Origin of the sequence: Kitasatospora sp. NPDC059827, from assembly GCF_042731675.1 — a bacterium.
Lineage (GTDB): Bacteria > Actinomycetota > Actinomycetes > Streptomycetales > Streptomycetaceae > Kitasatospora.
In genome coordinates this window covers 38,685-61,691 of the sequence record NZ_JBHWIV010000032.1, presented here as the reverse complement: position 1 = coordinate 61,691, position 23,007 = coordinate 38,685, and the positions used below count along the sequence as shown (strand labels likewise).

At 74.1% G+C, this 23,007-nt stretch carries 20 protein-coding genes and 1 riboswitch; of the genes, 11 read left to right on the top strand and 9 right to left on the bottom strand.

Translation table 11 applies throughout. The features are described from left to right. Positions 1-102: 102 nt before the first annotated feature. From ACFV8H_RS21335 to ACFV8H_RS21325, 3 genes are all read right to left on the bottom strand, one after another. Positions 103-1,515 (bottom strand): sugar porter family MFS transporter, encoded by a 1,413-nt coding sequence (locus ACFV8H_RS21335; protein WP_375893604.1) that lies wholly within the window; start codon positions 1,513-1,515, stop codon positions 103-105. A gap of 113 nt (positions 1,516-1,628) precedes the next feature. After that, complete coding sequence (locus ACFV8H_RS21330) at positions 1,629-2,312, bottom strand: FMN-binding negative transcriptional regulator (RefSeq protein ID WP_380402101.1); 684 nt, start codon at positions 2,310-2,312, stop codon at positions 1,629-1,631. Between the two features lie 13 nt (positions 2,313-2,325). Continuing rightward, on the bottom strand, positions 2,326-3,000 hold the full coding sequence (locus tag ACFV8H_RS21325) for a pyridoxamine 5'-phosphate oxidase family protein (protein WP_380402099.1): 675 nt from the start codon (positions 2,998-3,000) through the stop codon (positions 2,326-2,328). A gap of 34 nt (positions 3,001-3,034) precedes the next feature. On the opposite strand from ACFV8H_RS21325, the gene ACFV8H_RS21320 reads away from it, so the two are divergent. Together ACFV8H_RS21320 and ACFV8H_RS21315 are read left to right on the top strand one after the other, a co-directional pair. Beyond that, on the top strand, positions 3,035-4,366 hold the full coding sequence (locus ACFV8H_RS21320) for an aminotransferase class I/II-fold pyridoxal phosphate-dependent enzyme (protein ID WP_380402096.1): 1,332 nt from the start codon (positions 3,035-3,037) through the stop codon (positions 4,364-4,366). Between the two features lie 158 nt (positions 4,367-4,524). Next, positions 4,525-5,727: a GDSL-type esterase/lipase family protein gene (locus tag ACFV8H_RS21315; protein WP_380402094.1), complete on the top strand. Its 1,203-nt coding sequence runs from the start codon at positions 4,525-4,527 to the stop codon at positions 5,725-5,727. An 88-nt stretch (positions 5,728-5,815) separates the two neighbouring features. Here the strand turns inward: ACFV8H_RS21315 and ACFV8H_RS21310 are convergent, their stop codons facing one another. After that, the gene (locus ACFV8H_RS21310; protein WP_380402091.1) at positions 5,816-7,174 is read right to left on the bottom strand and encodes an NAD(P)/FAD-dependent oxidoreductase; all 1,359 of its coding nucleotides are present in this window, start codon (positions 7,172-7,174) and stop codon (positions 5,816-5,818) included. 182 nt (positions 7,175-7,356) lie between these two features. Between ACFV8H_RS21310 and ACFV8H_RS21305 the strand changes: the two genes are divergently transcribed. The 4 genes from ACFV8H_RS21305 to purB all read left to right on the top strand — a co-directional run bounded on the left by ACFV8H_RS21305 (position 7,357) and on the right by purB (position 10,650). Next, on the top strand, positions 7,357-8,112 hold the full coding sequence (locus ACFV8H_RS21305) for a HipA family kinase (RefSeq protein ID WP_375893615.1): 756 nt from the start codon (positions 7,357-7,359) through the stop codon (positions 8,110-8,112). Next, positions 8,109-8,525, top strand: coding sequence for a DUF3037 domain-containing protein (locus ACFV8H_RS21300; RefSeq protein ID WP_375893616.1), 417 nt, complete (start codon positions 8,109-8,111; stop codon positions 8,523-8,525). The genes ACFV8H_RS21305 and ACFV8H_RS21300 overlap by 4 nt, the downstream gene beginning before the upstream one ends. Before the next feature lie 135 nt (positions 8,526-8,660). Further along, positions 8,661-9,119: a MarR family winged helix-turn-helix transcriptional regulator gene (locus ACFV8H_RS21295; protein ID WP_380402088.1), complete on the top strand. Its 459-nt coding sequence runs from the start codon at positions 8,661-8,663 to the stop codon at positions 9,117-9,119. Between the two features lie 100 nt (positions 9,120-9,219). After that, positions 9,220-10,650 (top strand): adenylosuccinate lyase, encoded by a 1,431-nt coding sequence (gene purB / locus ACFV8H_RS21290; RefSeq protein ID WP_380402086.1) that lies wholly within the window; start codon positions 9,220-9,222, stop codon positions 10,648-10,650. 7 nt (positions 10,651-10,657) lie between these two features. Here purB and ACFV8H_RS21285 read toward each other — a convergent pair whose 3' ends face one another. Further along, positions 10,658-12,199: an MFS transporter gene (locus tag ACFV8H_RS21285; protein WP_380402083.1), complete on the bottom strand. Its 1,542-nt coding sequence runs from the start codon at positions 12,197-12,199 to the stop codon at positions 10,658-10,660. Positions 12,200-12,511: 312 nt separating this feature from the next. Continuing rightward, a riboswitch (cyclic di-AMP (ydaO/yuaA leader) is annotated at positions 12,512-12,694 on the top strand. Between the two features lie 2 nt (positions 12,695-12,696). Here ACFV8H_RS21285 and ACFV8H_RS21280 point away from each other — a divergent pair. Next, the gene (locus ACFV8H_RS21280) at positions 12,697-13,662 is read left to right on the top strand and encodes a peptidoglycan DD-metalloendopeptidase family protein (protein ID WP_380402080.1); all 966 of its coding nucleotides are present in this window, start codon (positions 12,697-12,699) and stop codon (positions 13,660-13,662) included. A gap of 296 nt (positions 13,663-13,958) precedes the next feature. On the opposite strand, the gene ACFV8H_RS21275 is transcribed toward ACFV8H_RS21280, so the two are convergent. The 4 genes from ACFV8H_RS21275 to ACFV8H_RS21260 all read right to left on the bottom strand — a co-directional run bounded on the left by ACFV8H_RS21275 (position 13,959) and on the right by ACFV8H_RS21260 (position 17,325). Then, positions 13,959-14,678: a DUF2470 domain-containing protein gene (locus ACFV8H_RS21275; RefSeq protein ID WP_380402077.1), complete on the bottom strand. Its 720-nt coding sequence runs from the start codon at positions 14,676-14,678 to the stop codon at positions 13,959-13,961. 206 nt (positions 14,679-14,884) lie between these two features. Beyond that, entirely contained in the window at positions 14,885-15,295 is a 411-nt protein-coding gene (locus ACFV8H_RS21270) for a RidA family protein (protein WP_380402074.1), read from the bottom strand. Positions 15,296-15,341: 46 nt separating this feature from the next. After that, the gene (locus ACFV8H_RS21265; RefSeq protein ID WP_375893627.1) at positions 15,342-16,091 is read right to left on the bottom strand and encodes an IclR family transcriptional regulator; all 750 of its coding nucleotides are present in this window, start codon (positions 16,089-16,091) and stop codon (positions 15,342-15,344) included. Between the two features lie 37 nt (positions 16,092-16,128). Beyond that, on the bottom strand, positions 16,129-17,325 hold the full coding sequence (locus ACFV8H_RS21260; protein WP_380402071.1) for a sugar kinase: 1,197 nt from the start codon (positions 17,323-17,325) through the stop codon (positions 16,129-16,131). 153 nt (positions 17,326-17,478) lie between these two features. Here ACFV8H_RS21260 and ACFV8H_RS21255 point away from each other — a divergent pair, with 153 nt between their 5' ends. The 4 genes from ACFV8H_RS21255 to ACFV8H_RS21240 all read left to right on the top strand — a co-directional run bounded on the left by ACFV8H_RS21255 (position 17,479) and on the right by ACFV8H_RS21240 (position 22,981). Further along, a complete protein-coding gene (locus ACFV8H_RS21255) occupies positions 17,479-18,816 on the top strand; it encodes an amino acid deaminase (protein WP_380402068.1) in 1,338 nt (445 codons plus the stop codon). After that, positions 18,816-20,450 carry an amidohydrolase family protein gene (locus tag ACFV8H_RS21250; protein WP_380402065.1) on the top strand — a complete coding sequence of 545 codons (1,635 nt, stop codon included), beginning with the start codon at positions 18,816-18,818 and terminating at the stop codon, positions 20,448-20,450. Before ACFV8H_RS21255 ends, ACFV8H_RS21250 begins: the two co-directional genes overlap by 1 nt. Before the next feature lie 56 nt (positions 20,451-20,506). Next, on the top strand, positions 20,507-21,166 hold the full coding sequence (locus ACFV8H_RS21245; protein ID WP_380402062.1) for a bifunctional 4-hydroxy-2-oxoglutarate aldolase/2-dehydro-3-deoxy-phosphogluconate aldolase: 660 nt from the start codon (positions 20,507-20,509) through the stop codon (positions 21,164-21,166). A 222-nt stretch (positions 21,167-21,388) separates the two neighbouring features. Further along, positions 21,389-22,981 carry an alpha-amylase family glycosyl hydrolase gene (locus ACFV8H_RS21240; RefSeq protein ID WP_380402059.1) on the top strand — a complete coding sequence of 531 codons (1,593 nt, stop codon included), beginning with the start codon at positions 21,389-21,391 and terminating at the stop codon, positions 22,979-22,981. Positions 22,982-23,007 lie beyond the last annotated feature (26 nt).

Genomic DNA, 23,007 nt, shown 5'->3' with positions numbered 1-23,007 from the left:
GGCCGGTCGGGGGCTGGGCCGTTCGGGGGTCGGGCCGTTCGGGAGCTGGGTCGTTCGGTGGGTCGGGCCGTCTGCGGCGGGGGAGCGGGAGGGTGCGGCCGGTCAGCCCATCTCCTCCAGGGCGCGGCCCTTGGTCTCCTTGATGCAGAAGGCCACGAACGGGATGGAGAGCAGCGCGAAGGCCGCGTAGATGACGTACGTCGCGGAGAGGTTCCAGTCGGCGAGGTCCGGGAAGCTGACCGTGATCGCCCAGTTGGCGATCCACTGGGCCGAGGCCGCGACCGACAGGGCCAGCGCCCGGATCCGGTTGGGGAACATCTCGCCGAGCAGCACCCAGACCACCACGCCCCAGGAGAAGGCGAAGCAGAGCACGAACACGTGGGCGGCGACCAGGGCGACGGTGGCGTGGGTGTTGTCCAGGGTCGCGGTGTCGCCGGTGCCGTGCCGGTAGGAGAACGCCCAGGCGGCGGTGCCCAGCGCGGCCGCCATGCCGATCGAGCCGGCCAGGGCCAGCGGCTTGCGGCCGATCCGGTCCACCAGGGTCATCGCGATCACCGTGCCGATCACGTTGACGATCGAGGTGGAGAGGCTGATCAGCAGCGAGTTGGACTCGTTGATGCCGACCGACTGCCAGAGCAGGGACGAGTAGTAGAAGATCACGTTGATGCCGACGAACTGCTGGAACACCGAGGCGCCGATGCCGACCCAGACGATCGGCAGCAGGCCGAAGCGGCCGCCGAGCAGGTCCTTGAGCCGGGGCTTGTGGGCGGATTCCAGCACCGCGCGGATCTCGGCGACCCGGGCGTCCAGGTCGACGTCCTCGCCCTCGACCTCGACCAGCACCTTGCGGGCCTGCTCCTCGCGGTGGTCGGCGATCAGGAAGCGCGGCGACTCCGGGATGGAGAGTGCCATCAGCCCGTACACCAGGGCCGGGATGGTCTCGACGCCGAGCATCCACTGCCAGGCCTGGATGCCGCCGAGGTGGCCGGTGGACTCGCCGCCGGCGGCCTGGTTGAGCGCGTAGTTGGCGAGCTGCGAGACGGTGATGCCGAGCACGATCGCCATCTGCTGGAAGGAGGCGAGCCGGCCGCGGTAGGCGGTCGGCGCGACCTCGGCGATGTAGGTCGGCGCGATCACCGAGGCGATGCCGATCGCGACGCCGCCGACCACGCGCCAGCTCGCGAGGGCCTCGATGTTCGGCGGGAACATCGAGCCGACGCCGCTGGCCGCGAACAGCACGGCGGCCAGCAGCATGGTGCGCACCCGGCCGAAGTGGTCGGCCAGCCGGCCGGCGACCACCGCGCCGGCGGCCGAGCCGAGCAGCGCGATGGCCACCACGAAGGCGGTGGTGCCGTGGCCCACCGCGAAGTGCTTCTGGATGCCCGTCACGGCGCCGTTGATTACGGCGCTGTCGTAGCCGAACAGGAAGCCGCCCATCGCGGCGGCCGCCGAGATGAAGATCACGTGCCCGAGGTGGGCCTCGCCGGAGGCCCGCTGGTGATGGACTGTGGACACGCGCGCTCCCCGGGTGGACGGGCCCGCCCCGACGGCTGGGCAGGACTCGTCTCACATTCGAGCAGCGCGGCGGCCGACCCGCCCGAGTTGGGGACCGATCGGGTGAAACGGGGTCAGTCGGCGGCGCGCGCGGTGGCCGTGCGCCGCTCCTGGAGCCGCTCCTGACGTCGGCGGTGACGCCGCAGCAGCTGGGTGCGGGCGGCGGCGTCCTGGTCCCGGCGGAGCGCCGGGGCGTCCGCGCGCTCGGCGAGCCGCCCGGCGATCGCGTGCTGCTCGGCGGCCGGCTTCTTGTCGTCGTACTTGAACTTGGCGCGCACCTCGCGGACCGTCAGACGGAGCCCGCGCAGGCCGGGCAGCAGCCGGCCGAACTCCGTCCGGCCGGGGACCACCCGGACCTCAGGGGTCTCCGGCTGGAAGTGCGCCAGCTGGCGGTTGAGGATCTCCGCCTTGCCCTCGGCGGACTCCACCACCTCGGCGGTGCAGTGGAAGTGCACCGAGGCGTAGTAGCTGGTGGGAGTGCCGGGCTCGCCGCGCCAGTGGCCGGGCGCGAAGGCGTAGCCGTCGGTGACCGCCAGGGTGACGTTCGGGTCGGCGCGGACGGCGGCCAGCAGCGGGTTGGGCGTGGCGAGGTGGAGCAGGATCTCGCCGCCCTCCTCGTCCAGCAGGAAGTGGGTGGGGACGAGCACCGGGCCCTCGTCGGGGCCGCCGTTGGCGGCGAGCAGGCCGAAGTCGCGACCCTCGGCCAGCCAGGCGCGCCACTCCTCCTCGTCGCCCCGGTCCCAGGACCTGATCAGCATCGGACGGCCTTCCTCAGCGGGGGTAGCGGCGCATGTGCGCGGGCAGCGGGACGTTCGGGTCGTGCGGCTCGGGGGCGCCGTAGGCGGTGCTGACCGGGACGGTGCCGGACCAGTACGGCAGGTCGGCGTCGGCCGGGTCGTCGGCGGCGCCGTCCGAGCGGGTCTTCGCCGAGACCTCGTCCAGCTCCAGCCGGAGCACGGCGGTGGCGGCGAGCTCCTTGGGGTTGGCCGGGCGGATCTCGCCGGAGCGGCCGGGGACGACCTGGTCGACGATGGCGGCCAGCGCGACGTCCAGCTCCTCGGGGTCGGTGACCTGGTACGCGGTGCCGTGGGCGACCACCGAGCGGAAGTTCACCGAGTGGTTGAACGCGGACTTGGTCAGCACCAGGGCGTCGACGTGGGTGACCGTGAGGCACACCTGGAGGCCCTGGTCGTCGGCGGCGCCGCGCAGCGGGCGGCTGCCGGTGGAGCCGTGGACGTAGAGCCGGCTGCCGACCCGGGCGAAGACCGTGGGCAGGACGACCGGGGCGCCGTCGACGACGAAGCCGAGGTGGCAGAGGTAGGCCTCGTCGAGGATGGCGTGGATCGCCTCGCGTTCCCAGGTGGCGCGGTCCTTGTAGCGGGTGGGGGTGGTGCGTGGGGTCCGGGCGTAGTCGGTGCCCTCGGTGTTCGTCGGCGTGGTCGACATGACAACCCCTATGTACTAGTGCATAATCTGGTTTGTGCTAGGAGACTATCCGCTGAAAGGGCGACGCGCCAGCGAAATCGCGGCCCACATCGAACAGGGCGTGAGCAGCGGACAGCTCGCGCCCGGAACCCCGCTCCCCCCGCTGCGCGACCTCGCCGTCGAGCTCGGCGTCAACCCCAACACGGTGGCCGCCGCCTACCGGCTGCTGCGCGACCGGGGCGTGATCGAGACGGCCGGCCGCAAGGGCAGCCGGATCCTGCCCCGGCCCGCGCTCACCCCCCGCGACCAGATCCGCATCCCGGTGCCCGAACGCGCCCGCGACCTCTCCACCGGCAACCCCGACCCGGCGCTGCTGCCCGACCTCGCCCCCGCCCTCGCGGCCGCGGTCGCCCGGACCGGACCCGTGCTGTACGGGCAGGCGCGGATCGACCCCGGGCTGCTCGAACTCGCCCGCAGCTCCTTCGAGGCCGACGGACTGCCCGGCGGCCCGATCGCCGTCGCCTCCGGCGCGCTGGACACCATCGAGCGCACGCTCGGCGCCTGGCTGCGCCCCGGCGACGCGGTGGCGGTCGAGGACCCGGGCTGGGGCAGCCTGCTCGACCTGCTGCCCGCGATGGGGCTGCGCCCCCTGCCCGTACGGCTGGACGACGAGGGGCCGCTGCCGGAGGCGCTGGCCGCGGCACTGGCCGACGGGGCCCGCGCGGTGGTGGTGACCAGTCGGGCGCAGAACCCGACCGGTGCGGCGCTCGGCGAGGCGCGGGCCGCGGCGCTGCGGGCCGTGCTGGCCGAGCACCCCGGGGTGCTGCTGATCGAGGACGACCACGGGCACGGCATGGTCGACCAGCCGTACCGGCCGCTGGTCGGCGCGGGGCCGCGGCACTGGGCGGTGGTGCGTTCGGCGGCCAAGGCGTACGGGCCGGACCTGCGGGTGTCGGTGATGGTCGGCGACGAGGAGACGGTCGGTCGGGTCGCCGGGCGGCTGCGGCTCGGCGCGGGCTGGGTCAGCCATCTGCTGCAGCGCACCGTCGCCGAGCTGTGGCGCGCCGACGCGGCGCCGGCCGCGCGCGTGGCCGCCGCCTACCGGGAGCGGCGGGACGCGCTGCTGGCGGAGCTGGCGGCGCGCGGCATCGAGGCGCACGGGGCGAGCGGGCTGAACGTCTGGGTGCCGGTGCCGGACGAGACCTCGGCGCTGGCGGCCCTGGTGCAGCGCGGCTGGGTCGCGGCGCCCGGGGCGCGGTACCGGATCCAGTCGCCGCCCGGGCTGCGGTTCACCGTCGCGGGACTCGACCGGGCGGGCGCAAGAGACCTGGCCAACGATCTGGCGGCGGTTCTGGGAACGGGCGGTGCCGACACCCGGCTGGTCTGAACCCGTCGGTAACAAAGCGGGAAACCTGCTGCACGTACCTAGCGGTAACCGGCGCGGCCATGCCATCTTTCGTGCGCCACCGGCGCCGGCGGCCTTCCCTCACGTACGCGTCTTCCCGTCCCCATCGCGCGGGGAGACCGAGCCGCAGGAGTTCCGCCGTGCCCGAAAACAGTTCGAGCAGCACCAGCAGCACCCCTGGACTCGGCCGTCGGCTGCTCACCGCAGCCGCCGCCCTGCCGCTGACCCTGGCGGGGCTGGCCCTCGCCGCGCCCGCCTCGGCGGCCCCGGCCGCGCCGGCCGCCGCGCCGGGCGGACCGACCGCGAGCGTCACGCTCGGCGACAGCTACATCTCCGGCGAGGCCGGCCGCTGGAAGGGCAACTCGGCCGACTCCAGCGGGAACCGGACCGGCACCGACCGGGCCTGGAACGGCAGTTCGTACGACCCCTCGCTGGTCTACGGCGCGACGGCGGCCAGCGGGTGCGACCGCTCCGACGTCGCCGAGGTGCTCGGCGCCCAGGGCGTCGCCCAGAAGCAGGTCGACCTGGCCTGCTCGGGCGCCGTCACCGGCAACGTCTTCCGCGCCTCCAACGGCGGGCAGTCCCTCAAGGGCGAGGCCCCGCAGGCCGACCAACTCGCCACCGTGGCCGCCCAGAACAACGTCAAGCTGATCACGCTGTCGATCGGCGGGAACGACCTCGGCTTCTCCGGGATCATCTCCAACTGCGTGCAGGACTACCTGGTCTGGTACTCCTACTGCCACAGCTCGGCGCAGTCCCAGATCGACTCCAAGATGCCCACCGCGATGGCCGGGGTGAGCAAGGCGATCGACGAGATCCGGGCCGTCATGACCAACGCGGGCTACGCGCGCTCCGACTACCGGCTGGTGCTCCAGTCGTACCCCTCGCCGATCCCGCGCAGCGCCGAGATGCGCTACCCGGAGAGCGGCTGGAGCCGGTCGGACACCGGCGGCTGCCCGTTCTGGGACGGCGACGCCGACTGGGCGCGCGACTCGATGGTGCCGCAGATCTCCAAGGCGCTGGCGGGGGTCGCGGCCACCAAGGGGGCGCAGTTCCTGGACCTCTCCAACATGCTCCAGGGCCGTGAGGTGTGCTCCACCTCCGCGCAGCAGCCGAGCGCGGGCTCCGGCCCGTCCGCGACCACCAGCGAGTGGGCGCGCTTCCTGGACGGCGGTCTCAACACCAGCCAGGGCGCGGTCCAGGAGTCGATGCACCCGAACTACTACGGGCAGCAGGCGCTGGGCGCGTGTCTGGGGCAGCTGTGGACCCGGCCGACCGGCAACTACGCGTGCAACAACACGGCCGGGCGGGACGCGAGCGGGATGTACCTGACGGCGGAGTGAGGCGGACGTGCCGCCGCCCCTCGCCCGGAGTGTGCGGGCGGGGGCGGCGGTGCGGCGCTCGGCTCGGCGCTCGGCTCGGCTTTCGGGTTCAGCCCTTGGCGAGTAGGGACTGGGCGTGGGCGCGTACCTGATCCTTCGTCAGATAGGCGTCGGTGTACTCGAAGTCCTGCAGTCGGGCGGGCTGGCGGGCCAGGAAGCCGGTGCGGACGAAGTCGTCCCCGGCGGTCGCGTTGAGCAGCCAGTTCGCCCCCACCCGGAACTTCGCCGCATTGGTGCGCATCGCCATCAGGTGGTAGCTGCGGGCCACCAACTGGGCCGGAACACCGCGCAGTTCGACACCCACCGGCTTGGAGACCGCGTCCTTGCCGCCGAGGTCGACCACCAGGCCGAGGTCCTTGTGGTAGTACGGCTCCAGCGGCTGGCTGCGCAGCGAGGCGATCACGTTGTCGGCCACCGCGCGGCCCTGGCGGGCCGAGTGCTGGGCGGTCGGCGGGCAGACCGCGCCGTCGCCCTTGGCCAGGTCGGGGACGGCGGCCGCGTCGCCGAGCGCGAACACGCCCTCGAACTGCGGCACCCGCATCTCCGCCGTCACCGCGAGCCGGCCGCGGACCGTCTCCGCGTCCAGGGTGGCGATCAGCGGGCTCGCGGCCACCCCGGCCGTCCAGATCAGGGTGCGGCAGGGGATCACCCGGCCGTCGGTGAACTTGACCGTCTCGGCGCCGACCTCGGCCACCGACACGCCGAGCGACACCTCGATGCCGCGGCCGCGCAGCACCTCCAGGGCCGCCGTGCCGAGGGCGTCGCCCAGTTCGGGCATCAGCTTGGGGGCGATGTCGATCAGGTGCCACTTGATCTGCTGGGCGTCCAGGCGCGGGTAGCGGCGGGCGGCGGCGGTGGTGAGGCGCTGCAGGCAGGCGGCCGTCTCGGTGCCCGCGTAGCCGCCGCCGACGACCACGAACTGCAGCCGGGACTCGCGCTCCCGCTGGTCCAGGGTGGCCGAGGCCAGGTCGAGTTGGGCGATCACGTGGTCGCGGACGTAGGCCGCCTCGGCGAGCGTCTTCATGCCGCGGGCGTAGTCGGTCAGGCCGGGGATGTCGAAGGTGCGGGTGACGCTGCCGGGGGCGAGCACCAGGACGTCGTACTTCTGCGCGACCACCTCGTCGGTGATCTTGCGGACCACGCACACCCGGGAGGCCGGGTCCACGCCGATGGCGCCGCCGGGGACGATGTGGGTGCGGCGCAGGCTCCGGCGCAGGGAGACCGCCACGGACTGGGGGGTGAGGACGCCGGCCGCGACGTGGGGGAGGAGGGGGAGGTAGAGCTGGTAGCTGAACGGCGTGACCAGCGTGATCTCGGCCTCCGACGGCGAGAGCTTGCGTTCGAGGCGGCGGGCGCACTCCAGGCCTGCGAAGCCGCCGCCCACGATCAGGATCCGAGGTCGTTCCATCGCTCATCCCTTTGCCGTACAGGTCGTACCGGAAGGCCCCCATTACTGTCCGCCACACTCGCACGGAGCAGCGGGGGCTGCCACCGGGATGGGGCGCAGGGGGGAGGAGGGGGAAGAGGGGTTCCTGAAGAGGGGTTCCTGTCGGGGCCGGGGCGGGGCGGGGCACCGATAAGCTGTCGGGCGTGCTCCCCGAGGTGACGGCGATCCGGTACGTGACGCCACTGCGAGAAGGCGGCTCGATGCCGGGCCTGGTCGAGGCCGACGACCGGCGGCTGTACGCGCTGAAATGGGTCGGCGCCGCGCAGGGCCGGAAGGCGCTGGTCGCGGAGGTGCTGGCCGGCGAGCTGGGGCGGCGGCTGGGGCTGCCGGTGCCGGAGCTGGTGACCGTCGACCTGGATCCGGTGCTCGCACGCAGCGAGCCGGACCACCAGGTCCAGGACCAGATGCGGGCCAGCGGCGGGACCAACCTCGGGATGGCCTTCGTCAGCGGGGCGCTGAACTTCGACCCGCTCTGCTTCGAGGTGGACCCGGAACTGGCCGGGCAGGTGCTCTGGTTCGACGCGCTGATCGGCAACGTCGACCGGTCCTGGCGCAACCCCAACCTGCTGGTGGCGACCGGCGGGCTGCGCCTGATCGACCACGGCGCGAGCCTGATCTTCCACCACAACTGGCCCGGCGCCGCGGCCTGGGTGCGCCGCCCGTACGACGCCTCCGACCACGCGCTGCTGCGCGCCCGGCCGGACCTGGCGGCGGCCGACAAGGCACTCGCGCCGATCGCGGAGGAGGCCGTCGAGGCGGCGGTGGCGCAGATTCCCGAGGTGTGGCTGGTGGACGAGTTCGGCTTCGACTCGCCCGAGGACGTACGCGCCGCGTACCGCGCCCAGCTGACCGGGCGACTGGCCGGTCCGCGGGACTGGCTGCCGGAGGTGTCCGCATGACCGGGCCGCTGTCGGCCGCGCTGCCGGCCGTCGTGGAGCTGCACGACTACGAGTACGCCGTGATCCGGGCGGTGCCGCGGGTCGAGCGGGGTGAGTGCGTGAACGTCGGGGTGCTGCTGTACTGCCGGCAGAGCGCCCACCTGGCCGCGCGGACCCACCTGGACCAGGCCCGGCTGCTGGCGCTGGACCCGGTCGCGGACGTGCAGGGGGTGCGCCGGGCGTTGCAGGGGATCGAGGCGGTCTGCCTGGGCGGGCCGCAGGCCGGTCCGGCGGCCTCGGACAGCCCCGGGCAGCGGTTCCGCTGGCTGACGGCGCCGCGCAGCGCGGTCGTCCAGCCGGGGCCGGTGCACACCGGGCTGACCGCGGACCCGGAGGTCGAGCTGCGGCGGCTGTTCGACCAGCTGGTGCTCTGATCCTGCCGGTCCGGGCCTGTGCCTCCTGTCCCTCGTGTCCCTTGTGCCCCGAACGGGGGTACTGTGAGGCGGCTCGCCGACGTTTGCCGTGGTCAAAGCTTGAGTTAGTGAAGCACTCGGCCGTACGCTGACCCCATGGGTTCGATCTCGACGACGACCGTACCGACCAACGCCGAGCTGATGGAGGCGTTGGCCGCCGTCGGTGCCGCGTACTTCCAGGACTTCGCGGCGGCCGCGGCCCGGCACGGGCTGTCCTCCTCCCAGGCCAAGGCGCTGGGCTCGGTGCAGGAGCCGGTGCCGATGCGCGCGCTGGCCGGGCGACTGGGCTGCGACGCGTCGAACGTGACCGGGATCGTGGACCGGCTGGAGACGCTGGGCCTGGCCAACCGGGAGGCGGCCGCCGGTGACCGCCGGGTGAAGATCGTGGTGATCACGGCCGAGGGCCGGGAGATCCTCAACCGGATCCGCGGCGAGATGGCCCGCACCCACCAGGCCTTCTCGGCGATGACCGACGAGCAGCGGATCGCCCTGCACTCGATCTGCGGGCAGGTCCTCCCGGTGCTGACCGGCCGGACGGGCGCCGCGCCTCAGTAGCGACCGCAGGGCCCGCCCGTCGGGCCCGCCGGCCGGGTCGGTGCGGCCTCGCGCCATCCGCCGACGTTCGGCGTGACCTCGGCTGTTAGGCTTGCGAAGCGTGAGCGCGAAGCCCCAGATCCCCAATGTCCTGGCCTCCCGGTACGCCTCGGCGACCCTGGCCCAGCTGTGGTCCCCCGAGCACAAGGTGGTCCTCGAGCGCCACCTGTGGCTCGCCGTCCTGAAGGCCCAGCAGGACCTCGGCGTCGAGGTGCCCGCGAATGCCGTCGCCGACTACGAGCGGGTGGTCGACCAGGTCGACCTCGGCTCGATCGCCGCCCGTGAGCGGGTCACCCGCCACGACGTGAAGGCGCGGATCGAGGAGTTCAGCGAGCTCGCCGGCCACGAGCAGATCCACAAGGGCATGACGTCCCGGGACCTGACCGAGAACGTCGAGCAGCTGCAGATCCGCCAGTCCCTGGAGCACGTCCGGGACCGTACGGTCGCCGTCCTGGTGCGCCTGGCCAAGCTGTCCGCCCAGCACTCCGAGCTGGTCATGGCCGGCCGGTCGCACAACGTGGCCGCGCAGGCCACCACCCTGGGCAAGCGCTTCGCGTCGATCACCGACGAGCTGCTGGTCGCCTTCCGCCGTCTGGAGGAGCTGATCGCCCGCTACCCGCTGCGCGGGATCAAGGGCCCGGTCGGCACCGCCCAGGACATGCTGGACCTGCTCGGCGGCGACACCGAGAAGCTGGCGGAGCTGGAGCGCCGGGTCGCCGGCCACCTCGGCTTCGACCACGTGCTGACCAGCGTCGGCCAGGTCTACCCGCGCTCGCTGGACTTCGAGGTGCTCACCGCCCTCGTCCAGCTGGCCGCCGCGCCGTCCAGCCTGGCCAAGACCATCCGCCTGATGGCCGGCCACGAGCTGGTCACGGAGGGCTTCAAGGAGGGCCAGGTCGGCTCCTCCGCGATGCCGCACAAGATGAACACCCGCTCCTGCGAGCGCGTCAACGGCCTGGCCGTCATCCTGCGCGGTTACGCGTCGATGACCGGCGAGCTGGCCGGCGACCAGTGGAACGAGGGCGACGTCTCCTGCTCCGTGGTGCGCCGGGTCGCGCTGCCGGACGCCTTCTTCGCCTTCGACGGCCTGCTGGAGACCTTCCTCACCGTCCTGGACGAGTTCGGCGCCTTCCCGGCCGTGGTCGAGGCCGAGCTGGACCGCTACCTGCCGTTCCTGGCCACGACCAAGGTGCTGATGGGCGCGGTGCGTGCGGGCGTCGGCCGGGAGACCGGCCACGAGGTCATCAAGGAGCACGCCGTCGCCTCGGCGCTGGCGATGCGCGCCGGTGCCCGGGAGAACGAGCTGCTGGACCGTCTCGCCGCCGACGAGCGGATCCCGCTGGACCGGGCCGGGCTGGACGCGCTGCTCGCCGACCGGCTGTCCTTCACCGGTGCGGCCGGGGCGCAGGTCGCCGAGGTCGTCCGCCAGGTGGAGGCCGTCGCGGCGGCCTACCCGGAGGCGGCCAAGTACGCCCCCGGCGACATCCTCTGACGTAGCGTCAGCTGTCCGACGAGGGCCCTGCCGCCGATCCGGTGGCGGGGCCCTCGTGCGTCCGGGGGCGGCCCGGGTCGAGCGGCGGGGTGGTGGTGGCGCACGGCCAGTCGCAGTTCGGCTCGGCCACCGGGTGCTCCTCCTCCGGCGCCAGCACGTTGCCCCGGACGGTGGCGAAGGCGATCAGCCCGCCGGCGACCAGCAGCCCCGCGCAGATCAGCATCGCGGTGTGGAAGGCGGAGTCCACCGCGGAGGGCACCCGGTAGGCGTCGCCGCTCAGTCCGGCCAGGGCCGGCAGGGCGGCGACCGCGAGCAGGCCGGCCGCGCGGGCGGCGGCGTTGTTGACGCCGCTGGCGATGCCCGCGTGCCGCACCTCGACGGCGGCCAGCACGGTGGCGGTCAGCGGGGCGACCAGCAGCGTCATCCCGGAGCCCATCACCGCGACCGCGGGCAGCACGTCCGCCCAGTAGGAGGAGCCGGGGCCGGTGCGCAGCATCAGCAGCACCCCGGCGGCGCACAGCAGCGGGCCGACGGTGAGCGGGACGCGCGGGCCGATCCGCTTGCCGAGCCGCCCGGCGCGTGCGGACAGGGTCAGCATCAGCACCGTGATCGGCACCAGGGCGAAGCCGGAGACCAGCGGGGAGAAGCCCGAGACGATCTGCAGCTGCACCACCAGCAGGAAGAACACCCCGCTGAAGGCCGCGTAGACGCAGAGGGTGACCAGGTTCACGGCGGTGAACAGCCGGGAGGAGAACAGGCCGAGCGGCAGCATCGGGTCGGGCGTGCGCCGCTCGACGGCCACGAAGGCGGCGGCCAGCAGCAGGCCGATCGCACCGGTGACCCAGACGACGGCGGACAGTCCCTCCCCGGCGGCGGTGAGCGCGTAGGTGACGGCGCCGAGCGCGAGGGCGGCGAGCAGGGCGCCGGGTACGTCGAAGCGGCCGGTGGCGGACTCGTCCCGGCTCTCCGGGACGTAACGGGAGGTCACCGCGATTACGGCCGCGGCCAGCGGCAGGTTCAGCAGGAAGATCCAGCGCCAGCCCGGGCCGTCCACCAGCCAGCCGCCGAGGAAGGGGCCGACGGCCGCCGACACCCCGCCCAGGCCGGACCAGAGGCCGACCGCCGCCGAGCGGTCGTCCGGGTGGAAGACCGCCTGGAGCATGGCGAGCGAGCCCGGGGTGAGCAGCGCGCCGCCGATGCCCTGGACGGCACGGGCGGCGATCAGCACATGGATGGTCGGGGCCGCGGCGCAGGCCGCGGAGGCGACGGCGAACCAGACCACGCCGATCAGGAAGACCCGGCGCCGTCCGTAGCGGTCGCCGAGGGCGCCGCCGAGCAGGATCAGGCCGGCCAGGGTGAGCAGATAGGCGTTCAGGGTCCATTGCAGGGAGGCGAGGGAGGCGCCGAGGTCGGCGCCGATCCGGGGCAGGGCGACGTTGACGACGGTGCCGTCGAGCATCGCCATGCTGGAGCCGAGCACTGTCGCGAGGAGTACCCAGCGGCCCTGCGCGGTGCCCAGGCGCAGAGTGCCGGCTTGAGAGGTGGCCACGGGCCGAATCCTGCGCCCGCCGGGGCGCACGTGACAAGGGTCACCGGGTGGTGTGTCGGTCGGTGGCGGTGCGTGAACGGACGGTCGCACGGGGGTGGTACCGGCGGCGCAGGGTGGTGGATCAGTGGCACCGGGTGAATGGATCGTGCACGGAGTGTGCAAGGGATCATTCGGAGGGTGACGGGGCCGCGGGGGTTGTTGCCGATTCAAGAGATCGACATTGCTTCACCCGAACGGATGAGTTTTAGTTCAGCGACCGCCCGGCCAGTCCGGACGGATCCACCGGGTGGAACGCCGAGTCCTGCCGCTGCCCGGTGGCTCGCACCGAACTCTGTACGGCAGGAGCGGGGGACCCACAGGTAAGTCGCCGGACCGGAGTTCGCGCCTTTTCGGGCGCGGACCACCAGGGCCGGCTTGGGGTGAAGCCGCACATGCGGCCGGGCAACTCCAGCCCGAACCCGACAGCTCACCTCGCAGGCGTCGGAGAGGAAAATTCCATGCCTGCACAGGCTCGTCGTATCGCCCTGCCCCGTGCCGCCCGCATCGGCATCGCCACCGCCGTCACCGGGGCCTCGTTCGTCCTGCCGCTCGTGACCGCGATGAGCGCCCAGGCGCACACCGCCCCGGCGGCCACCACCGCCCCGGCCGCTTCCCGGGCCGCCGCTCCGGCTGCCGCCCCGGCCGCCCAGCAGAGCTACCGCGTCGTCAGCGGTGACACCCTGTCGAAGATCGCCGACGCCAAGAACGTCGAGGGCGGCTGGCACGCGCTGTACGAGCAGAACCGCTCGGTGGTCGGCGCCGACCCGAACCTGATCTTCCCCGGTCAGCAGCTGGCCCTCGCCGGTCACGCCGCCGCCCCGGCGAAGCCCGCTGCCCCGGCGAAGCCCGCCGCTCCGGCGAAGTCCGCCGCTCCGGTCACCCAGGACGCCTCCGCTGCCGCGGACTCCCAGGTGCAGGTCCGGACCGAGGCCGCCAAGCCCGGCGCCCAGGTGCAGACCCAGGTTCAGACCGCCGCCCCGGCCCAGGCCGTGACCGCCGCCCCGGTCGCCGCCACCTCCGGCTACGTCGCCCCGCTCGCCAACCCCGTGCTGGGCGAGGCCTACGGCGTGGCCGGCTCGATGTGGGCCTCCGGCCACCACACCGGCCAGGACTTCGTCGCCTCCACCGGCACCCCGCTGCGCGCCGTCGCCAACGGTGTCGTGGTGAAGGCCGGCAGCGACGGCGCCTACGGCAACGAGGTCGAGATCAAGCTCGCCGACGGCAAGTACGCCCAGTACGCGCACCTGTCCTCGATCGGCGTGAGCGTCGGTCAGACCGTCACCGCCGGCCAGCAGCTCGGCCTCTCCGGTGCGACCGGCAACGTGACCGGCCCGCACCTGCACTTCGAGATCCGTACCGGTTCCGAGTACGGCTCGGACATCGACCCGGTCGCCTACCTGCGGGCGCACGGCGTCGCGCTCTGACTCTCCGGGTCCTTCCGCAGGAACGTGTGAACCACCGCTGGTGCGGGGCGAATCGACGCCCGGGATGGTCATGTCGGGTGACCGCTCGACCGGGTGATCGCCGCACCGGTGGACCTGGGCGCGGGACACGCCCAAGGCCGGCCCGGCCGTACGGGACAACCTCTCGTACGGCCGGTCCGGCCGCTGCCGTTTTCCGTGCGTCGTTTTCGAGCCCTCGGTGCTCGGCCGAACGCGCCGAGGGGGGTGGGGAGTTCGGGGGCGGACGCCGACTGCGCCGACTGCGCCGACTGCGGCGGTCAGGGGCGGCGGGCCGGGAGGCCGTGTTCGGCGGCGGCCATCAGGTCGTGCATCCGGTGGCCGAAGTCCTCGGTGTCGCGGGCGGGTTCGGGGAAGACCAGGCGGACGTCGCGGTGGCCGTGCGAGTGGTCCAGGCGCAGCACCAGGCCGTGGCGGTCCAGGGCGAGCGGGCGGACGGCCGGGCCGTGGGTGAGCAGTGCCGGGTCGAGCAGCCGGGTGAGCAGGTCGAGGGCGTCGGCGTGGTCGTCGGCCAGGTGGGTGAGCAGGGCGGCCTCGTGACGGGCCAGCGGGTCGGGGGCGGCGAGGGAGAGGTCGGCGGCGGTGAGCGCGCCGGTGCCGTACGGGGTGGCGAGGACGGCGTGGGCGACGTCGACCCGCAGGTGGACGCTGAGGCCGTCGTCGGCGAGGTGGGCCAGGTGCAGCCGGCCGGCCAGGGTGAGTCGGCCGCGGATGCGGTCGCGGACCGCCACGGGGGAGACGTCGGTGACGTCGAGCACGACGGCCAGTCCGTCGGTGGTGGCGGCGAGGGCCGCGACGAGCGGGGCGTCCAGCGGGGCGCGCAGGCGCAGCCGGGAGCCGTGGACGGAGACCGGGGTGTCCAGGTCGTGGTGCTCGCCGAGGGCGCGGACGGTGAGCGAGGAGGTCGCGTTGAGCAGGCTGCGGACCCGCTCGGCGGTGGTGGGCTCGGGCACCTCGGCGTCACCGGCGGTGATGCTCATGAACGGACCTCCTGTTGGTTAGGTGAGGCTAACCTAATGTCCCCCTGGGGGTGTGGCAAGTGGGCAAGCGGGCGGGTGGTGGCGTGGCGGGGTGCGGATGCGCCGAGGGCCCGGACGCGTGGGTGGCGTCCGGGCCCTCGGGGTGTCGCGGCGGCGGGTCGGGCGCTCGGGCGCTCAGGCCGTCAGGCGGTCGGGCCGCCAAGTGGTCAGGCGATGACGGCCTGGGCGTCGATCTCCACCAGCATCGGCTCCTGCGGCAGTTCGACGAAGATCGTGGTGCGGCACGGCTTCACCCCGCCGGGCTTGACGTTCTCCTCGATGAACTCGGCGTAGACCTCGTTCATCAGCGGGAAGTCGGCGCGCTTGGTGAGGTAGACGCGGAACATCACCACGTCCTCGATGGTGGCGCCGCCGGCCTCGACGATGGCCTTGACGTTCTCCAGGGTGCGGCGGGTCTGCGCCTTCACGTCGCCGTGGTGGAGGTACTCGCCGGTCGCCGGATCCTGCGGGCCCTGGCCGGAGACCTGGAGGATCGGGCCCTTGCGGACGCCCTGGGAGAACATCCAGGCCGGGGCAGGGGCGCCGTCGGTGCGGATCTCGGTCTTGTCGGAGGACATCGGGGTCGGGACTCCTTGCGATCGGGGAAGGTTCGGTGACGGTTCGTCAGTTGTGGTCGGGGCGGCCGCAGTCGGCCGAAACGGCCCGGGCGGTCGCGAGCAGCTGCGGGAGCAGGTCCAGCACCTGCTCGTACGGGAGGAGGACGTCCGGGACGGAGATGGAGGCGGCGGCGACCACCCGGCCGCTGGCGTCCCGGATCGGGGCGGCGACGCAGTTGATGAAGGCCTCGTGCTCGGCGTGGTCCTGCGCCCAGCCCTGGGCCGCGACCTTCTCCAGCTCGGCGAGCAGCGCCTCGGGCGTGGTGAGGGTGCGTTCGGTGTGCGGGGTGAAGTCGATCCCGGCCACCACCCGGCGGCGCTCGGGCAGCGGGAGATCGGCCAGCAGGACTTTGGAGACGGCGGCGCTGTGCAGGGCGGCGCGCAGGCCGATCCGGGAGTACATCCTGACCGGGTGGCGGGAGTCGAACTTGTCGATGTAGACCACCTCACCGCCCTCGTAGGCCGCCAGGTGCACGGTCTGGCCGGTGGCGGAGTTCAGCTCGGCGAGGTGCGGGGCGGCGATCCGGCGGATGCCGCGCTGCTCCAGGGCGAGGCCGGACAGGGCGAACAGGCCGGCGCCGAGGTGGTAGCGGTAGGCCGCGTCGCGGTAGACGAACCGTTCCTCCTCCAGACTCTGGAGCAGCCGGAGCACGGTGGTCTTGTGCACGCCGAGGACCTCGGCCAACTGGTCGAGGGAGCGCTCGCCCTCGCCGAGCTCGGCGAGGATGCGCAGGGCGCGGGTGACGGTCTGACTCATCGGGCTCGTGCTCCGGTCGGGTGGCGGGGGTCGGTGCTCATTGTGCCCGGGCCCGGTCGGCGCGCGCCCCGGCGGCCGTCCCGGCCACCGCCTGGGTCGCCGCCCGCGCCTCCTCCTGGGCCGGTGTCAGGGCCAGTGCGTCCGCGCCGGTCCGCAGCCAGGGGCGGGCGGCGGGCAGGGCCGGGGAGTCGATGCCCTCGGCGCTGACCCGGGTGGCGGCCCAGTCGGCGGGGGAGGCGTCGAGCAGGGCGGTCAGCACCGGGGCCGGCGGCAGTTCGGCCTGGTCGCCGTGCGCGGTCAGCGCGCAGGCCGCGCTCAGGTGGCCCAGCCGCAGCCGACGGCGCTGGTCCAGGGCGTGGAGGGTGCCGGCCAGGTAGCCGGCGGCGAAGGCGTCGCCCGCGCCGGTCGCCTCCACCACCTCGACGGTCAGGGCCGGTTCGGCGACGGCCGTGCCGTCCCGGTCCAGCGCGGTGACCAGCCGGGCGGCGTCCTTGATCACCACGGTGGCGGGTGCGGGGAAGCGGCGGCGCAGCGCGGCGGGCTCGTCGGTGCCGAAGGCGGCCCGGGCCTCGTCGGCGCCGAGCAGCAGCAGGTCGGCGGCGTCCAGCAGCGGCGGCAGCACGGCCGGGTCGCGGTCCCGCCAGAGCGCGGGGCGCCAGTTGAGGTCGAAGCTGACCAGCCGCCCCGGGCGGCGGTCGGCGAGCAGCGCGCGCAGCAGGGCCAGGCAGTCGTCGGAGAGCGCGGCGGTGATGCCGGACAGGTGCAGCAGGCGGGCGCCGGCCAGCAGGCCGGCGGCGGCCGGGTCGGTGAGCAGCGCGGGGGAGAGGGCGGCGGCCGCGGAGCCGCGCCGGTGGTAGTGCAGCCGGCTGCGGCCGGGGCCGAGGTCGTGCCGGTGGCCGGTGGTGCCGCCGACCTCCTTGAGGTAGAGGCCGGTCGGGCGGTGCGGGTCGACGGTGACGCCGGAGACGTCCACGCCGCGGGCGGCGACCTCGGCGAGCAGGCGGCGGCCGAAGCCGTCGTCGCCGACTCGGCTGATCCAGGCGGTCGGCACGCCGAGCGCGGCCAGGGCCCCGGCCACGTTGGACTCGGCGCCGCCGACGGACAGCCGGAAGGTGTCCACGGACTCCAGCGGGCCGGGGCGGTCGGGCAGGAGTACGGCCATCGACTCGCCCACGCACACGGCCGTCGGGGGAGGGCCGGGGCGGTCGGGCCCCGGGTGGTCCTGTGGCGGCATCTGCTGGGCTCCTCGTCTGCGGCGGCGGTGTGTCGACCTCTGACGGTGGGGTTCGACTCCGTTGACCGTGATCCGGCGCCGATGCTAGAACCGTGTTGCCAACATGTGCAACCCTCGTTGCACATGTTGCAACATGGCGGATGGAGGAAGACGGTGGAGCAGACTTTCGCGGGCAGTGGCACCCTCGCGGGCAGTGGCGCCTTCGCGAGCGGCGCGGACGGGCCCGGCATCGCCGAGGGGGCGGTCGCGGCACTGGCCGACGAGACCCTCGACTGGCGGTTCAAGGCCGCCCCGCCGGAGAGCTGGGGTCGCACCACGCGCGACTGGCTCGCCACCGGGCCGACCCTCTCCTCGCTCGGTACCCCGCTGCTCACCCTCGACGGCGCCGCGCTCGACCACAACGTCCGTACCATGGCCGACTGGTGCGCCGAGGCGGGCGTCGCGCTCGCCCCGCACGGCAAGACCACCATGGCGCCCCAGCTCTGGCAGGCCCAACTCGCCGCCGGCAGCCACGGGATCACCCTCGCCAACCTGCCCCAGGTGCGGGTCGCCCGCGCCTTCGGCGTCCAGCGGATCCTGCTCGCCAACACCCTGCTCGACCCGGCCGGACTCGCCTGGCTCGCCGCCGAGCTGACCGCCGACCCGGGCTTCGGCTTCCTCTGCTGGACCGACTCCACCGAGGGCGTACGGCTGATGGACGAGGCGCTGCGCGCCGCCGGGGCCGAGCGGCCGGTCGAGGTGCTGGTCGAACTCGGCGGCCCGGGCGGGCGGACCGGCGTGCGCGGCGTGGACGCCGCCGTCGAGGTCGCCGCCGCCGTGCTGCGCGCCCCCACCCTGCGGCTGGCCGGCGTCGGCGGGTACGAGGGCGCCCTCGCGCACGACGCCACCGCCGAAGGACTGGCCGCCGTCCGCGGCTACCTGAACGCGCTCGGCGAACTGCACGGCCGGCTCGCCGGGGCCTACCCGGACGGCGCGCCACCGGTGGTGTCGGCCGGCGGAAGCGCCTACTTCGACCTGGTGGTCGAGGAGTTGGCCGCCCTGCCGGAGGCGCTGGTGGTGCTCCGCTCGGGTGCGTACATCGCCCACGACGACGGCTTCTACCGGGGCATCTCCCCGCTCGCCCGGGGCGGCGGGCCGACCCCGTTCCGCGGTGCGCTGCACGGCTGGGCCCGGGTGGCCTCCCGGCCCGAGCCCCAACTCGCGCTGCTGGACGCGGGCAAGCGCGACCTGCCCTTCGACGAGGGGCTGCCCGAGCCGCAACTGGTGCGTGGCGGTGCGGCGTTGACCGGCACGGCCGCCCGGATCACCGCCCTCAACGACCAGCACGCCTTCCTCCGCGACGCGGGCGACCTCGCACCGATCGGCGCGGTGCTGCGGCTCGGCGTCTCGCACCCGTGCACGGCCTTCGACAAGTGGACCGCGATCCCGGTGCTGGACTGCGCGGACGCGGCCGAGCCGAAGGTCACCGGGCTGATCAGGACGTTCTTCTGATGACGGCGGGGGAGAGAACCACCGCCTTCCCGGGGGCGACCGTCTTCAAGGGGGTCACGGTCGTCGACGGGACGGGCGCCGACCGCTACCGGGCGGACGTGCGGATCGCCGACGGCGTGATCACCGAGATCGGCGCCGGCCTCGACGGGGGCACCGTGGTGGACGCCGACGGCCTGGTGCTCGCCCCCGGCTTCATCGACATGCACGCCCACTCCGACCTCGCCCTGCTGCTCGAACCCGAGCACCCGGCCAAGGTCACCCAGGGCGTCACCTGCGAGGTGCTCGGCCAGGACGGCCTGTCCTACGCCCCGGTGGACGACACCACCCTGCCCGCGCTGCGCCGGCAACTGGCCGGATGGAACGGCGATCCGGCGGGCTTCGACTGGGACTGGCGCGACGTCGGCGGGTACCTGGACCGGATCGACCGCACCCGGGTCGCCGTCAACGCCTGCTACCTGGTCCCGCACGGCTCGCTGCGGATGCTCGCCATGGGCTGGGACAACCGCCCGCCCACCCCGGCCGAACTCGACCGGATGCGGCAGGTGTTGGCGCAGGGCCTGCTGCACGGCGCGGTCGGCATGTCCAGCGGTCTCAGCTACACCCCCGGGATGTACGCGGACACCGCCGAGCTGGCCGCGCTGTGCACCGTGGTCGCGGCCTACGGCGGCTTCCACGCGCCGCACCAACGCTCGTACGGGAAGGGTGCGTTGGAGGGCTACGCGGAGATGGTGGAGATCGCCCGGCGGTCCGGCTGCGCGCTGCACCTGACCCACGCCACGATGAACTTCGGCGTCAACCGGGGCCGGGCTGGCGAGTTCCTGGAACTGGTCGACCAGGCGCTCGCGGACGGCGTCGACCTCACCCTGGACAGCTACCCCTACCTGCCCGGCTCCACCACCCTGGCCGCCCTGCTGCCGAGTTGGGCCACTGAGGGCGGCCCCGGCGCCACCCTGGCGCGGCTCGCCGACCCGGCCGCGTGCGAGCGGATCCGGTACGCGATGGAGCGGACCGGCAGCGACGGCTGCCACGGCGTGGTCGCCGACTGGGCGACCGTCCAGATCTCCGGCGTCCGCTCGGCCGACCTCGCGCCGACGGTCGGCCGGACGGTCGCCGACCTGGCCGCCGAGCGGGGGACCGGCGGGACGGAGGTCTTCCTCGACCTGCTGCGCCGCGACGAGTTGGCCACCACCGTCCTCCAGCACGTCGGGCACGAGGAGAACGTCCGGGCGGTGATGCGCCACCCCGCCCACACCGCGGGCAGTGACGGCCTGCTCGTCGGGGCCCGGCCGCACCCGCGCGCCTGGGGCACCTTCCCGCGCTACCTCGGCCACTACGGAAGGGAGTTGGGCGTGCTCACCCTGGAACAGGCGATCACCCGGATGACCGGCCGGCCCGCCGCCAGACTGGGGCTGGACCGGCGCGGCCGGATCGCCCCCGGCCACCACGCCGACCTGGTGCTGCTGGACCCCGAACGGGTCCGGGACACCGCCACCTTCGAGCAACCCCGGCTGCCCGCCGAGGGGATCGAGTACGTGTACGTCAACGGCACCGCCGTCGTCCGGCAGGGTCGCACCACCGGCGCCCGGCCCGGGCGCGCCCTGCGCCGCACCGATCGAGGAACGCAGGCCCGATGAACGCAGGCCCGATGAACGCTGGCCCGATGAACGCTGGCCCGATGAATGTTGGCCCGATGAACGCCACGAATGCTGTGAACAGCACGAACGCCGTGAACGCGCTCTCCGAGTTGCGGAACGACCCGGTGATCGCGGTGGTCCGCGCACCCCGGATCCCGGACGCCGCCGCGCTGTGCGCCGCACTCGCCGAAGGCGGCATCAACTTCACCGAATTCACCTACACCACACCGCATGTGACGGACCATCTGGAACGTGCCTCGGCGGCGGGGTGGCGGGTCGGGGTGGGCACGGTGCTGACCGCCGAGCAGGCCGGGCGGGGGATCGACGCCGGGGCCTCCTTCCTGGTCACCCCCGGCTGCCGGCCCGAGGTCGCCGAGGTCGGACGGGCGCGCGGGGTGCCGGTGGTGCTGGGGGCGCTGACCCCGACCGAGGTGGCCCGGGCGGTCGACCTGGGGGCGGCCGCCGTCAAGATCTTCCCGGCCCGGTCGTTCGGCCCGGGCTACTTCAAGGACCTGCGCGGCCCGTACCCCGACGTGCCGTTGGTGGCCTCGGGCGGGGTGAACGCGGGCAACGCGGCCGAGTTCCTGGCGCAGGGGGCGCTCGCGGTGTGCGCGGGGACGGATGTGGTGCCGCCGGCGGTGGTGGAGGCGGGGGACTGGGCGGAGATCACCAGGCGGGCCCGGGCGTTCACCCTGGCCTGCGCGGCGGGGGCGTAGCGGCTTTCCGGGGAGTGGGGTTCGCGCGGCGCGGCGCCGGCCCCGCGTCGCGCTGGTCCGGCGGCGGTGCGGTGCGGTTCGGTCCGGCGGCGGTTCGGTGAAGGTGCGCGGCGGGCTGTCGGGACGGCCGGGATCGGACGAGAATCGGTGGCACCCGGCCCACCCCGGGCCCCTCGGCCCCCGGCCCGGGCGGCCCCCGGACCCGACAGGAGGACCCGCCCCATGACCTCGACCCGCCCCGGCCCCGACTGGTTGGCCGACGCCGTCCTCTACCAGATCTACCCGCAGTCCTTCGCGGACTCCGACGGCGACGGCATCGGCGACTTCGCCGGCATCACCGAGCACCTCGACCACCTCGCCTGGCTGGGAGTGGACACCGTCTGGCTCAACCCCTGCTTCGCCTCGCCGTTCCGCGACGCCGGGTACGACGTCACCGACTACCTCACCCCGGCCCCGCGTTACGGCCGCACCGAGGACCTGGTCGCGCTGGTCGAGGCCGCGCGCGGCAAGGGCATCCGGATCCTGCTGGACCTGGTCGCCGGGCACACCTCCGACCGCCACCCCTGGTTCCTGGCCTCCGCGGAGGACCCGGCCGACCAGCGCTACATCTGGTCCGACCGGCCGGTGGACGGCTTCGTCGCCTCGCCCGGGAGCCGGCCGGGCTGGTACCGGCCGAACTTCTTCGACTGTCAGCCCGCCCTCAACTTCGGCTACGCGCGCACGAGTTCGTCGGAGCCCTGGCGGCAGCCGGTGGACGCCGAGGGCCCGCGCGCCAACCGGGCGGCACTGCGCGACATCATGGCGCACTGGCTGGGCCTCGGCGTGGCCGGCTTCCGGGTGGACATGGCGTACTCGCTGGTCAAGGACGACCCGGGCCGGGTGGAGACCGCCAAGCTCTGGACCGAGCTGCGCGACTGGCTGGACCGCGCCCACCCCGAGGCCGCGCTGCTCGCGGAGTGGGGCGAACCGGCCGCCGCCGTCGCGGCCGGGTTCCACGCCGACTTCTTCCTGCACTTCGGCGGGGACGACCACGGCCTGCCCCTGCGCTCGCTGTGGAACAACGGCGGCGGGACGGTCGAGGAGTTCTGGCACCAGGGCCCGTGCTACTTCGAGGCCGAGGGGCGCGGCACCCCGCAGACCTTCCTGGACGCCTGGCGCTCCGCCGCCGAACTCACCGAGGGCAACGGGCACATCGTGCTGCCCACCGCCAACCACGACTTCTCCCGGCTGGCCACCGCCCCGCGCTCCGGGGAGCAACTCGCCCCCGCCTTCGCCTTCCTGCTCACCTGGCCGACCCTGCCCGCCGTGTACTACGGGGACGAGATCGGCATGCGCTACCTGCCGGGACTGCCGGACGTCGAGGGCAGCGTGCTCGGCCCGCGCTTCAACCGGGCGGGGTCGCGGACCCCGATGCAGTGGACGCCGGGTCCGTCGGCCGGATTCTCGACGGCCGCGCCCGAGCGGTGCTACCTGCCGCCGGACCCTGACCCGCACCGCCCGGACGTGCTCTCCCAGCGCGCCGACCCGACCTCGCTGCTGCACACCGTCCGGCGCCTGATCGCGTTGCGCCGCGCCCATCCCGGGCTGGGCGCCGCCGGCGGGGTGGAGGTGCGGCAGGCCGGGTACCCGCTGGTGTACGTGCGGTCCGGGCGGTACCTGGTGGCGGTGAACCCGCGTCGGGAGCCGGGGGTGGTCCGGCCGGCGGGCCTCCCGGGCGGGGGTGCGGTGCGGCCGCTGGAGGTGCAGGGGGTGCGGTTCGTGGACGGTGAGCTGCGGGCCGAGGGCTTCTCGTACGGGGTGTTCGAGCTGGGCTGAGCGGGGCTGAGCCGGGCTGAGCCGGG

What these genes read in the sequence shown, in the direction of transcription:
- ACFV8H_RS21330 (WP_380402101.1), bottom strand. Translation starts at nt 2,312, where the DNA reads ATGCTGATCAGGTCCTGGGACCGGGGCGACGAGGAGGAGTGGCGCGCC.
- ACFV8H_RS21325 (WP_380402099.1), bottom strand. Translation starts at nt 3,000, where the DNA reads ATGTCGACCACGCCGACGAACACCGAGGGCACCGACTACGCCCGGACC.
- ACFV8H_RS21310 (WP_380402091.1), bottom strand. Translation starts at nt 7,174, where the DNA reads ATGGAACGACCTCGGATCCTGATCGTGGGCGGCGGCTTCGCAGGCCTG.
- ACFV8H_RS21300 (WP_375893616.1), top strand. Translation starts at nt 8,109, where the DNA reads ATGACCGGGCCGCTGTCGGCCGCGCTGCCGGCCGTCGTGGAGCTGCAC.
- ACFV8H_RS21295 (WP_380402088.1), top strand. Translation starts at nt 8,661, where the DNA reads ATGGGTTCGATCTCGACGACGACCGTACCGACCAACGCCGAGCTGATG.
- ACFV8H_RS21280 (WP_380402080.1), top strand. Translation starts at nt 12,697, where the DNA reads ATGCCTGCACAGGCTCGTCGTATCGCCCTGCCCCGTGCCGCCCGCATC.
- ACFV8H_RS21275 (WP_380402077.1), bottom strand. Translation starts at nt 14,678, where the DNA reads ATGAGCATCACCGCCGGTGACGCCGAGGTGCCCGAGCCCACCACCGCC.
- ACFV8H_RS21270 (WP_380402074.1), bottom strand. Translation starts at nt 15,295, where the DNA reads ATGTCCTCCGACAAGACCGAGATCCGCACCGACGGCGCCCCTGCCCCG.
- ACFV8H_RS21265 (WP_375893627.1), bottom strand. Translation starts at nt 16,091, where the DNA reads ATGAGTCAGACCGTCACCCGCGCCCTGCGCATCCTCGCCGAGCTCGGC.
- ACFV8H_RS21260 (WP_380402071.1), bottom strand. Translation starts at nt 17,325, where the DNA reads ATGCCGCCACAGGACCACCCGGGGCCCGACCGCCCCGGCCCTCCCCCG.
- ACFV8H_RS21250 (WP_380402065.1), top strand. Translation starts at nt 18,816, where the DNA reads ATGACGGCGGGGGAGAGAACCACCGCCTTCCCGGGGGCGACCGTCTTC.
- ACFV8H_RS21245 (WP_380402062.1), top strand. Translation starts at nt 20,507, where the DNA reads ATGAACGCCACGAATGCTGTGAACAGCACGAACGCCGTGAACGCGCTC.
- ACFV8H_RS21240 (WP_380402059.1), top strand. Translation starts at nt 21,389, where the DNA reads ATGACCTCGACCCGCCCCGGCCCCGACTGGTTGGCCGACGCCGTCCTC.